At 67.8% G+C, this 11,606-nt stretch carries 10 protein-coding genes; 5 read left to right on the forward strand and 5 right to left on the reverse strand.

Annotated features, from left to right (window positions below; genetic code table 11):
• Positions 1-45: 45 nt before the first annotated feature.
• Positions 46-1,029, reverse strand: a complete 984-nt coding sequence (locus tag AC1DNG_RS03345) for a S1C family serine protease (RefSeq protein ID WP_476886604.1) — start codon at positions 1,027-1,029, stop codon at positions 46-48.
• A gap of 184 nt (positions 1,030-1,213) precedes the next feature.
• Between AC1DNG_RS03345 and AC1DNG_RS03350 the strand changes: the two genes are divergently transcribed.
• Entirely contained in the window at positions 1,214-1,717 is a 504-nt protein-coding gene (locus AC1DNG_RS03350; RefSeq protein WP_476871518.1) for an HtaA domain-containing protein, read from the forward strand.
• Between the two features lie 24 nt (positions 1,718-1,741).
• On the opposite strand, the gene AC1DNG_RS03355 is transcribed toward AC1DNG_RS03350, so the two are convergent.
• On the reverse strand, positions 1,742-2,491 hold the full coding sequence (locus tag AC1DNG_RS03355) for an ABC transporter permease (RefSeq protein ID WP_476886605.1): 750 nt from the start codon (positions 2,489-2,491) through the stop codon (positions 1,742-1,744).
• Between the two features lie 166 nt (positions 2,492-2,657).
• Here AC1DNG_RS03355 and AC1DNG_RS03360 point away from each other — a divergent pair, with 166 nt between their 5' ends.
• Positions 2,658-4,583 (forward strand): alpha-amylase family protein, encoded by a 1,926-nt coding sequence (locus AC1DNG_RS03360; protein ID WP_476886606.1) that lies wholly within the window; start codon positions 2,658-2,660, stop codon positions 4,581-4,583.
• Between the two features lie 344 nt (positions 4,584-4,927).
• Positions 4,928-6,400 carry a sensor histidine kinase gene (locus tag AC1DNG_RS03365; RefSeq protein ID WP_476886607.1) on the forward strand — a complete coding sequence of 491 codons (1,473 nt, stop codon included), beginning with the start codon at positions 4,928-4,930 and terminating at the stop codon, positions 6,398-6,400.
• Here the strand turns inward: AC1DNG_RS03365 and AC1DNG_RS03370 are convergent.
• Positions 6,348-7,058, reverse strand: coding sequence for a response regulator transcription factor (locus AC1DNG_RS03370; RefSeq protein WP_230008877.1), 711 nt, complete (start codon positions 7,056-7,058; stop codon positions 6,348-6,350). The two genes, AC1DNG_RS03365 and AC1DNG_RS03370, sit on opposite strands and share 53 nt — an antisense overlap.
• 95 nt (positions 7,059-7,153) lie before the next feature.
• Complete coding sequence (locus tag AC1DNG_RS03375) at positions 7,154-7,399, reverse strand: hypothetical protein (RefSeq protein WP_230008878.1); 246 nt, start codon at positions 7,397-7,399, stop codon at positions 7,154-7,156.
• A gap of 307 nt (positions 7,400-7,706) precedes the next feature.
• On the opposite strand from AC1DNG_RS03375, the gene AC1DNG_RS03380 reads away from it, so the two are divergent.
• Together AC1DNG_RS03380 and AC1DNG_RS03385 are read left to right on the forward strand one after the other, a co-directional pair.
• Entirely contained in the window at positions 7,707-8,009 is a 303-nt protein-coding gene (locus AC1DNG_RS03380) for a DUF4193 domain-containing protein (protein WP_028276793.1), read from the forward strand.
• Positions 8,010-8,228: 219 nt separating this feature from the next.
• Complete coding sequence (locus tag AC1DNG_RS03385; protein ID WP_476855972.1) at positions 8,229-10,520, forward strand: putative bifunctional diguanylate cyclase/phosphodiesterase; 2,292 nt, start codon at positions 8,229-8,231, stop codon at positions 10,518-10,520.
• A 38-nt stretch (positions 10,521-10,558) separates the two neighbouring features.
• Here AC1DNG_RS03385 and AC1DNG_RS03390 read toward each other — a convergent pair whose 3' ends face one another.
• On the reverse strand, positions 10,559-11,506 hold the full coding sequence (locus AC1DNG_RS03390; RefSeq protein ID WP_476855973.1) for a cation diffusion facilitator family transporter: 948 nt from the start codon (positions 11,504-11,506) through the stop codon (positions 10,559-10,561).
• Positions 11,507-11,606 lie beyond the last annotated feature (100 nt).

Below are 11,606 nucleotides of genomic sequence, written 5' to 3' on the forward strand. Positions count from 1 at the left end.
GGCCAAATTCCAGCACGTTGAACCGCGGGTCCGGACCGGGTTTCCCTACTGGTTATCGGTCATCTCGGCGGGCACAGCCACCAGTCGCAGGTCCGCGCCGTCCCGGAGCACGGCAAGGTCCAGCGGCTCCCCGATCGCTTCGGCGAACAGCAGTTTCTGCAGGCTCTCGGCGTTGGACACATACATTTGTCCAACCTTCAGGAGGATGTCGCCGGCCCGTAGCCCGGCCCGCTCGGCGGGGGAATCCGGAAGGACTTCGACCACGAGCAGGCCCTCCCTGCGGCCCGTCCGGACGACGGCGCTCGGCTGCAACTGGATGGGTGTGTTGACCAGGCCCAGGTAGGCCCGGCGGACGCGGCCGTCCTTGAGCAGCGAAGCGATGATCCGCCGGGACGTCGCGTTGATGGGAACGGCCAGGCCGAGCCCAACACCGGCCACGGCCGTATTGATGCCGACGATCCGCCCGCGGGCGTCTGCCAGCGCCCCGCCGGAGCTGCCGGGGTTGAGGGCCGCGTCGGTCTGGATGACGTCCTCGATCACGCGCCGGCTCCGTCCGGACCAGACCGGGATCGAACGGCCCAGCCCGCTGACCACCCCGGCGGTGACGGAGCCGGCGAGCCCGAGCGGATTGCCCACGGCGATGACCAGCTGGCCGACCCGGAGGGACTCGGCATCGCCGAGTTCAGCCGGTGCAGCGGTGGGTGCCCTGCCGTGGACCACGGCAAGATCGGAGAGCGGGTCGGCGCCCACCACGTCAACAGCCGTGCTGGTGCCGTCGGCGAAGACTGCGTGGCCGGACTGGGCGCCTCCCACTACGTGGGCGTTCGTCAGCAGATATCCGTCCGTGGTGAACAGCACGGCCGACCCCGCACCGACCCTCAACCTGCCGTTGCGCCCGTTGCCGGTCATCTCGAGCGCGGCGACGTGCTGGGTGACAGCCTCGGCCACGCGGATGACCGTTGCGGAATAGGAATCCAGCGGGTCTTCGGACACATCGGATCCGGATACCCTGCTGATTGACGCGGCCACGGTGCACCTCCTGCTAAACGGTACTCATCCAAGTCAACCACCGCCGTCCCGGGAGTAGTCCTGGCGGGCATACGCCGTCAGAGAAATACGCAGGATGAAGCGGCGGCGGTGCAACAGTTCAGCCCGGCGCGGATCCGCGGCTAGGCTCGGACGTAGATCCGCCCGACAGCCCAGGAGAACCTACGTGACACCAACGTCCGCCTCCCCCGCCCCGCTGCCCCTGCCGGGTCTGACCTGGGGCATCAAGCGCAGCTTTATGGATTACATTTCGGGACTCCCGGACGGTGCTGTTTCCGCGGCCGACGGCGCCACGGTCACTGCGTCCGGAGAGTTCTGTTTCGCTCCCGCCGGTTCCGAGTACGATCCCGCCAGTGGCACCGGGGTGCTGCGGTTCCGCGGCGATGTCCGCGTCGCCGGGCACCACGGAATGATGTTCGTCCGGCTGCTGGACCCATGGGTCGAGTTCGCGGCCGGGCACGGGGTCCTGTCCATCAGCACGGGCGACGGCGGCGGGACCGACCGCTCGGATGTCGGCACCCTGCGCACTGCCGCGCCCCGCAACATGGAAGGGTTTCTCGTCTGGGAGCGCGTCGAGGTCGCCATCTCCCAGGCCGGTTCGGAACTGTTCGACGGCCAGTACGCCGACGGCCAGGCGATGGACCCCCTCGTCATCCGGGTGCCGGCGTAGCCAGGACGGGCCACGGCGCGGACGCTAGCGTGGACGCACCGGACGCACCCTCACCGGCGCGATGATCCCGATCAGGGCCACGGCGGTCATGGAACCTGCCGCCATGATCGAGGCGAGGACGACGATCTGGAAGCGGCCCGCTTCCAAGGGTGAAAGGCCGCCGAAGATCGCACCCACAAACGCCCCGGGCAGGGTGACGAGTCCCGTCGTCTTAGTCTGGTCGGTCGAAGGGATGAGGGCTGAATAGACGGCGCGCCGGGCCAGCTCCAACGTCGACTGACGCCGCGTCGCCCCCAAAGCCAGCCACGCTTCAACCTCATCCCAACGTTCATAAACCGACTCGGCAAAGTGCCGGCCGGCCAGGGTGGCGATGGTCATCGCATTGCCGATCACGATCCCCCCAATTGCCAGCGCGTAGCGGGGCGTCAGGGCTATCGCGCCCGTGCCGAAAACGATCGCCAGGGTCACCAGGATGCCGGCCGCCATCGAGCCGCCCACTACCGCCAGGCGGCCCCAACTCCACCCCAGGCGACGCGCGGCCGTCACTGCGGCCACCGAAAACATCACGAGAAGTGCGGCGCCGACCCAGACCGGACTGGTGATGACAGTGCCCAGTATGAGGCTGATGACAGCGAGTTGCACAGCCCCGCGCAGGATGGCCAGCGCCGGCGCCGTTCGGTGCGGGATCCGGAAAACCGCAAGCAACCCCACGGTGACCAGCATCAGGAGCCCGACGCCCAGCAGCGTGGGCAGGAGATCAGTCAGGGCGGTCATCACGCCAGCCTATAGACCTTCCCGGCAGCACCATGGGCGGCATCGGCTGTCGGCTGCCTTCCCTCGCCGGACACGGCTGCCGTGCTGGGCACCCGCGCGTCCGTCTGCAAGGATGTGAACGGTCGTCGCGCCGTCGGGGACTGAAACTGGTCAAAGGAGATGCTCCATGGTTGAACCCGCCCTCTTAGCCGACGGCGTAGACAGCGAGGCCCGCCGGCATGTGCTCCGGGCCTTAGCGGCGGGCACGGGCGTCGGGTGGGACGGCGCGGACCGGGCCGTCTTCGAAGAGCGCTTCGACCGTCATTTCCCGGCCTTGTTCCGGCTGTTCCACGATCTCTACGGCGCACGGCCGGATTGGCTGGAGCAGCTCACCGACCTTGTGATGCAGTCTGCCCGCTCGTGGGCCGAGAGGCCTGCCGCGCTCAAGGGCCTCGACGCCGAACGGGAACACAACAGCGGCTGGTTCCAGTCCAACACCATGCTCGGCGGCGTTTGCTACGTCGACAGATACGCCAGGGACCTCGAAGGCGTCCGCGCCCGGATCCCCTATTTCAAGGAACTGGGCCTGACCTACCTGCACCTGATGCCGCTGTTCCTGGCCCCCGAACCGCACTCCGACGGCGGCTACGCCGTTTCCAGTTACCGGGACGTCAATCCCGGGCTGGGCACCATGGAGCAGCTGCGCGACCTCGCCGCCGAGCTGCGGGCGAACAGCATCAGCCTCGTGGTCGACTTCATCTTCAACCACACCTCCGACGAGCACGAATGGGCCCGGAAGGCGGCCGCGGGCGAACCGGCCTACAGCGACTACTACTGGATCTTCCCGGACAGGTCCATGCCGGACGCGTTCGAGCAAACCGTGCGCGAAATCTTCCCGGACGACCATCCCGGCTCATTTGTGGATTTGCCGGACGGACGGTGGGTCTGGACCACGTTCCACACCTTCCAGTGGGACCTGAACTACTCCAACCCGGACGTGTTCCGGGCCATGGCGGGCGAGATGCTGTTCCTGGCCAACCAGGGCGTGGACATTCTCCGGATGGACGCCGTCGCCTTCATTTGGAAGCAGCTCGGCACGCCCTGTGAGAACCTTCCCGAAGCCCACACGCTGCTGCAGGCGTTCAACGCCGTGTGCCGGCTGGCGGCGCCGTCGCTGCTGTTCAAGTCCGAGGCGATCGTCCACCCCGACGAGGTGGCCCGCTACATTGACCCCGCCGAGTGCCAGCTCTCCTACAACCCCCTGCAGATGGCGCTGACCTGGGAGGCGCTGGCCACCCGCGACGTGTCCCTGCTCACCCAGGCCCTGGAGCGGCGCCACAATATTCCGGACGGCACGGCGTGGGTGAACTATGTCCGCAGCCATGACGACATCGGCTGGACGTTTGCGGATGAGGACGCTGCCGAGCTTGGCATCAATGCCTTCGAGCACCGGCGGTTCCTCAATTCCTTCTTCGTCAACCGTTTCCCTGGCAGCTTCGCCCGCGGCGTGCCTTTTCAGGACAACCCCCGCACCGGCGACTGCCGGATTTCCGGCACAACGGCGTCGCTCTGCGGGCTCGAGGGCGGAACCGCTGCGGCGGTGGACCGGATCCTGCTGGCCCACTCGGTGGCCTTCAGCACCGGGGGCATCCCGCTGCTGTATCTCGGTGACGAGGTCGGCCAGTTCAACGACTACGGGTACGCCGCCGAGGAAGGCCACGGAACGGACAGCCGCTGGGTGCACCGGCCGCACTACCCGGCCGCAGGGTACGCGCGGCGCGCGGAGCCGGAAACCCCCGCCGGGGCGGTCTTTGCCGGGCTGCGCCGGATGGTGTCCGTACGGTCCGCGACGCCGGAACTGGCCGGGACCCGGCTGGTCGGGTTCGCCACGAACAACCCGGGAGTCCTGGGGTATCAGCGTCCCGGAAATGGAACGCTGATCCTCGCCCTGGCCAACTTCAGCGACGGCCCCGAGGAGGTAACGGCGTTGACGCTCTCCGGCTTCGCGGCCGGCGCCGTCGACGTCCTGACCGGCGCCCACGTGTGCCTCGACGCGGGACTGGTCCTGGACGCCCGGCAGTTCGTCTGGCTCCGGGTGACGCCCCGGCCTTGAGGCGCTGGCCCGCGGCTTATCGGCATGGAATATCGGTAGCGGCTGTGTCGGCGTCCGCTGCGCCGCTTCGCCCGGGTGCCGTGTCCGGCCGCACACTGGTTGAGGAGAGCGTGCGGCCGGAATCTGTGGACGAACGGCCCCGTGGCGGCCGGCGGCCGGTCTTATGCGGCCTATTTCCACTCTCCCCCATCCCGCTGAGAAGAGACTGAGAGCAGCCTCTCCCTGGGGACGTGCGCCCAGGCAGGAGCGCTCCGGCCACCGCCGGGGGTGCCGGCCGGGCGGGCGGCGCCGGCAATGCGGCCGCGGTGGTTGTCCCGAACCGCGCATTGACGCATTCTTGGAGCATGGCACTGGGCAAACGGGCCCCCTCCGGCCCCGGCACGGGCGAGATTCGATGGGGCGTGCGGAAGCGCTCGACGGCGGTCGCCGTCGGCGTCGTAGCCGTGGCGCTGCTGCTCGGCGGCGTCGTCCTTCTGGTCCTGCTGCAGGCGTCCCTGGCGCGGTCGAGCGACGCCGCAGCCCAGCAGAAGGCCCTGGACGTGGTCGCCGAGATGGAGGACATGGACATCGAGGATGCCCGCGCCTACATCATTGACACCGCGCATGCGGGCCAGTTCGTCCAGGTGCTGGATGCCGAAGGGTACGTCCTGGCCAGCTCGGACCCCGAGGTCGCCAACGCCCCGCTGTCAGCCCAGCGGCCCAGCCCGGGCCAGACCATGACCCAGGACGTCTCGAGCCTTCCGAGCATCGGAGACACCGACGACTACCACATCGTCACCGTGGGAGCACGGACCGGCACGTTGAGCTATACCGTGGTGGTGGCCCAGGCCTCACAGATACAGGCGGACACCATTTCCACCGTCGCGTGGTTCATGCTGGGAGCCACGCCGCTGCTGCTCGGGACCGTGGCCGTGGCCGTATGGCTCCTGGTGGGGCGTTCCCTCCGCCAGGTTGAGCGGATCCGTGGCCAGGTGGCCCGGATCAAGGCCGAGCGGCTGGACGGGCGCGTCGACGTCCCGCCCACCAACGACGAAATCCACGCCCTGGCGCTGACCATGAACACCATGCTGGACCGGCTGCAGGCCTCGGACACCGAACAGCGCAGATTCGTCTCGGACGCCAGCCACGAGCTGCGCAGCCCGCTGGCCACGCTGAGGGCCGGGATCGAGATCGCGGCGGCGGACCCGACCGGGGCGATGTGGCTTCAGATGAAGGATGTCCTCTCCGAGGAGACGGCCCGCATGAGCTTCCTCGTGGAGGACCTGCTGACACTGGCCAAGGCCAACGACGGCGGCCTGCGTGTGGAGCAGAAGGACGTCGATCTTGACGACGTGCTGGACCAGGAGATCCGCCGGCTGCGGTCCACCAGCCGGAACCAGATCTCGGTGCAGCTCGTTCCGACCCGGATCCGCGGCGACGCCCGGCGGCTGGCGCAGGTCCTGCGGAACGTCCTGGACAACGCGGACCGTCACGCCCTGTCCCGGATCGCCGTGGACCTGCACACCGCCGCGGACCGGGTCATCCTCACTGTCGACAACGACGGCGACCCCATCCCGGAGGCGGACCGGGAACGGATCTTCGAACGGTTTGTCCGGCTCGATGGCAGCCGTTCCCGGGAAGGCGGCGGCAGCGGACTGGGCCTGGCCATCGCGGCTGGAATTGTGGCCGCCCACCATGGGAGCATCCGTCCGACGGACGGACCGGCGGGTCACTGCCGCTTTGAGATCACATTTCCCCTTCCGGAACCTGTGGAGCCGGCCGACGTCACTCCTCGGAACTCCCGGCGGCACGGGGTTCAGGGGTCGGGTCGGCGCTGAGCAGATAGCCCATGCCACGCACCGTGGTCAGGCTGTGGATCCCGAACGGGACATCAATCTTGCGCCGAAGGTAGCCGATGTACACCTCCACCACATTGTTCGCGCCCTCGAAAGCCGGATCCCAGACGTTTTGCAGGATTTCCGCCTTTGAAACGATCTGGTCATGCCGGCGCATCAGATAATGCAGGAGCCCGTACTCCCTGGCCGTGAGGCTGATGAGGGTGTCGCCGCGGCGCACACTGTGGCTGACGGGGTCCAGGGACAGCGTGCCAAGTGTCATGATGACAGGCCTGGCGGGCGCTCCGCGCCGGATCAACGCCCTGATCCGGGCCACCAGCACCAGGAAGCTGAACGGCTTGGTGAGGTAGTCATCAGCGCCCAGGTCGAAGGCATCGGTCTGGTCGTATTCGCCGTCCTTGGCCGTGAGCATCAGCACCGGAGTCCACACCTTGCGTTGCCGCAATTCCTTCAAGACGTCGTAGCCGTTCATCCGCGGCAGCATGAGGTCCAGCAGGATGGCATCGTACGCGTTCTCCAGCGCCGCCGCGAGTCCCCGCACGCCGTCGTGGGCGACGTCGACGACGAACCCCTCGTTCTTCAGCCCGCGGCGGACTGTTTCCGCCAGGGCATGCTCATCCTCCACCATCAGGATCCGCAATCCAGCCCCCTCTCTTTGGGCCAGTATGGCCCTTCCGGGGCCGTGCTGGAAGGAACCTGGCGGGTCCAGTGGGAGGGATGCCCGTCGCTGTTCGGTCAGGCCTGTTGGGGAGGACCGAACAGCCACCCCGAAACGTCGCTGCGCAGGACCACGTGCGGTCCGCCGGTGGAACTGACGCTCCCGTTGGGGACGTAGTAGCCGCGCCCGGCTCCGGGGCCGCCGGCTGCGCGGTCGATGGCGTCGGTCAGGCGCCGGGTCAGGTGCCCGCTGGGGCCCAGGGACCGCAGTTCATTGAGTTCGTCCTGCGTGAGCCGTCCCAGCACTGCAGCAATATCGGCCATGGTGAATCCTCCCGACGGATGGTGCGGATGGTGCCCAAGGTGGATGGTGCCTAAAGAATCAGGCTAGGGCACCCAAATTAACGGCGCGTGACGCCCCGGTGACCAGTGGCGAACAAAGCAGGAAGGCCGGCGTCGGGGGCGTCCGCCTCCGGGTGTCATGAGCGTCACTGCCGCGACTGCCCCGGTCCCCAGCATTTACACGGCGTCATGCTGTACGGTTCAATCCCGGAGATCCGGAGATACAGAGATAAGTAGATCCGGAGAGACTCCGAATCACACGCCCAGCAACTGAAATGAGTATCACCAGGTGGCAACCGATTATGACGAAGTACGCTCCGACGTCGCGGAATCCCGCAACGCTTCCCTGGAGGCGCTCCGTTCGGCGAATGCGCCTGACGCGCGAAGCGTTGTCCGCGAACTCGACGAGGCCGATACCTCCGAAGGCGTGGAACTGCCGGGGGCAGACCTGTCCGGCGAGGAACTGACCGTCACGGTCATCCCGCAAAAGGAAGACGAATTCACCTGCTATTCCTGTTTCCTGGTGCGCCACCGGTCCCAGCTGGCCAAGGAGAAGGCCGGCCACGCCTACTGCGCAGACTGCCTCAGCTAGAGCCCCCGGCAGGACCGGCTCAGCCGGTCCGGGGACGTTCAGCGCGGCAGGTGTGGTTCCGGCACCGGACGCTACCCGCCGGGCCACCCGTCGAATACACTTCTGTCACATGCTTCACAATAGTGTCGGGAGGCGGCAGGACATGACCAGCCGGGGCACGTTCGGCTACGCTCCTGTTTGACGATGCGGCGATTGCCGGCACACGGCCGGAGGCTGACCATGCGTAAATCCACCAGCAGCTTGGCTGACCCTGCTGCTGTGCCGCCGTCGGCCGCCGCCAACGACGCCAGTGGACCCGAACGATCCGACGGGCCGGCCATGCCGTTTGAAGGGCCGGCGGGCACCCGTACCCCCCGCACCGGCAAACCCGCCCGCGCAGGGAGCCTGCAGCGCGAATGGTCCAGGGCATTCATCCTGGTGATCCTTGCCCTGCTCGCCGGGGCCGCGGTGACCCTGGTCGGCGTCCGTTTTGTCACGGACCAGATCCAGCACGCCGCCGCACAGCACCGCGTCGAGTCGGAGGCCATCTCCGAGCTCCGGACCGGCATCGAGACCCACGAACAAGCCGGACTCCAGCTGCTGTCCGCAGGACCCGCAGATCCGTCCGCCTTTTTGTTGCAACAAAAGGACCTCTCCGCCCAGTTCGATGCCACCGCCCGGATCCTGCCGGAGGCGTACGGCATGCGGGCCACAGTCCGCGGGGCCCGGGCCGCCTGGCAGGAGGGACTGTCCGCGCACAATCTCTGGGGAAGCCAGGTGGCCACTCTCCACGGCAACCGAGTGGCGGAGGCGCCGGCGTTCGCCGAATCCAGCGCCAAGGCCCGCGCCCTGCTCGCCGACGTCCGTCGCGCTTCGCTCGACGCGCTTGACGACGGCGTCGCCCGTGGGGCCGGGCTTCAGCAGATGGTATCGACCGTCCGCACGGCCCTCTTTGCGCTGGCCGCGGGCGGGGTGTTCTTTTTCCGCCGGCGCATGACCAAGTACCTGATGCGCCCTGTGGAGGGTCTGTACCGCGGGGTCGTGAAGCTGCAGTCCGGTGATTACAGCCACCGGATCAGCGTTGTCCGCAATGACGAACTTGGCCAGCTGGCCGAGGCCTTCAATTCCATGGCCGCCACCGTGCACGACAACCACCTGGAACTGACCTTCCGCGCCACCCACGACCCGCTCACGGGACTGGCCAACCGGGCAGTCCTCACCGAACGCCTCACCGCCGCGTTCGACCCCGGAGCAAAGAACCCGGAAACAGCTGGCGCCGAGGTCTGCGACGGGCGTGAAGGCCTGCTGGTCATCGACGTCGACGACTTCAAAGACGTCAACGACTCGCTGGGCCATGAGGGCGGCGACGCGTTGCTCATCCAGCTGGCCCAACGGCTGCGGGGCTGCGTGCGCGGACATGACCTCGTCGCCCGGCTGGGCGGCGACGAATTCGCGATCGTCGTGACGGATGAGGGCGGCACGGCGACAGACGACGTCGCACGGCGCATCCAGGACACGCTGCGGGACCCTTTCTGCATCGATGACGTCCGGCTGAAGGTAACCGTCAGCATGGGCGCCGCCCAGCGCAACGCCGGCACTGCAGATCCGGCCGAGTTGATGCGGCAGGCGGACTTCGCCATGTACATGGCCAAGCACGGCGGCAAAGGCCGCTACCAGCTCTTCGATGCCCGGGGATATGACGAAATGACCTACCGGGCCGCTCTCCGGGCGGACCTCGCCACAGCCGTGCAGGCCGGGCAGTTGCGCCTCGATTACCAGCCCGTCGTGAGTCTCGGCACCGGCGAGATCGCCGGGGTGGAGGCCCTGGTCCGCTGGGAGCACCCGACCCTGGGCCGGCTGGGACCGGCCGACTTCATCCCCTTGGCCGAGGAAACCGGCGAGATAGGGCCCATCGGCTGCTGGGTCCTGGACACCGCAAGCCGTCACGTCGCCGGCTGGCGCCGGTCCCCCGGCACTGCCGAAGACTTCTGGGTCTCGGTCAATCTTTCCACTCTTCAGCTATCGAGTGACCGGAACCTGGCAGCCCTGGAGCGCATCCTGGCCCACCCCGCCTCGCAGGCCGACAAGGTGATCCTCGAGGTCACCGAATCGGCCCTGGCCACGAGCGCCGACGGCGGGGTCGCTGCCCTGAACCGGCTGAAGAGCTTCGGCGTCCGCATCGCAATCGACGACTTCGGGACCGGCTTCTCCTCGCTCAGCACGCTCGCTGCGCTGCCCGCGGACATTCTCAAGATCGACCGTGCCTTCCTGTCCGGGCTGCCTGGGGACGCCCCGGCCGCGGCGATGCTCGAGGGCATTCTGGAAGTGGCCCGGAAACTGGACCTGGCTGTCATCGCCGAGGGCATCGAGCACACCGGGCAGCTGGATCTCCTGCGCTCGCTCGGCTGCGACATGGGCCAGGGCTTCTTTCTGGCCAGTCCCAGCCCGTCCCCCGTTCTCGAGGCGCTGCTGGCCTCCGGGGCCCGCCTGCAGCCACCGGCCGGCATGGACGCGACGGCGGCCGGCACCTGAGCCGGCCGAAGGACCGGACCCGGCGGTCGGCGTTGTGCTCAAACGGCGGGGAAGACCAACGAGGGCTCGTCCGCGGTGGCCAGTGTCAGGACGGCCTCTTCCACCGTTTCGTGGTCCTCAAGTTCGCGTTCAACGCGGCGTAGGGCCACGGCGACGTCGTGTTCCCGGAGGTCCCCCTGTATGTCCACGGCCGCCACGACGTAAAGCTTGCGCGGGCCGACGTATTCGAGATGCAGGTACGTGATGCGTTCGATCGCTGGGTGCTCGAGGAGGCGGCGGGCCATGGTGCCCTCGATATCGCCGGTCACGGCTTGCCCCACCAGGAAGCGCCGGTTCCGGTCGATCAGCACGACGGCAACCACGGCCAGGAGGATGCCCACCAGAATGGACCCCACGGCGTCCGGCACGGAGGACCCCGTGACCTGGTGCAGGAATATCCCGGCGAAGGCGATGAGCAGGCCAACAAGCGCTGCCCCATCCTCGGCGAAGACGGCGCGCAGCGTGGGGTCGGAGCCCTTGAGCACCTGCTCCAGGGTGTTCCGGTCCAGCTCTCGCGCCGCCTTCCGGTTTTGCCGGAACGCCTGGATGAAGGACACGCCTTCAAGGACGAACGCGATGGCCAGCACCAGGTAGGCGATCCCATAGTCACCTGGCGGTTCCGGGGTGATCAGCTGCTGGATGCCGTGCATCACCGACACCACCGCGCCGGCCGTAAACAAGCCAAAGGCGGCGATCATTGACCATACGTAGGCCTCGCGCCCGTAACCCATGGGGTGGGCTTTGTCGCGTTTCCGCGCGGCTTTCCGTTCGGCGATGAGCAGGAAGACCTGGTTGCCGGTATCGGCCCAGGAGTGGGCCGCCTCGGCAGTCATGGACGCCGAGCCAGAGATAAGTGCGGCCACTGTCTTGGCTGCCGCGACAAGGACGTTCGCTGCAAAGGCAATCAGCACCGTGAGCGATGCGGACCAGGACTTCTTACGCTTCACGCCATTTTCCTCCCTCGGCTGCAGGATGCATGCCAGGGACTACGCTATCTCCCCGGGCTGTCCCGGACCGGCGTTCGACGCAGACTGGTTCCATTCGTGC

It is taken from the genome of Arthrobacter sp. 01T425, assembly GCF_056398725.1.

Excerpts from the sequence above, each read along its gene's own strand:
- AC1DNG_RS03355 (WP_476886605.1), bottom strand. The coding sequence starts at position 2,491 with ATGACCGCCCTGACTGATCTCCTGCCCACGCTGCTGGGCGTCGGGCTC.
- AC1DNG_RS03360 (WP_476886606.1), top strand. The coding sequence starts at position 2,658 with ATGGTTGAACCCGCCCTCTTAGCCGACGGCGTAGACAGCGAGGCCCGC.
- AC1DNG_RS03365 (WP_476886607.1), top strand. The coding sequence starts at position 4,928 with ATGGCACTGGGCAAACGGGCCCCCTCCGGCCCCGGCACGGGCGAGATT.
- AC1DNG_RS03375 (WP_230008878.1), bottom strand. The coding sequence starts at position 7,399 with ATGGCCGATATTGCTGCAGTGCTGGGACGGCTCACGCAGGACGAACTC.
- AC1DNG_RS03385 (WP_476855972.1), top strand. The coding sequence starts at position 8,229 with ATGCGTAAATCCACCAGCAGCTTGGCTGACCCTGCTGCTGTGCCGCCG.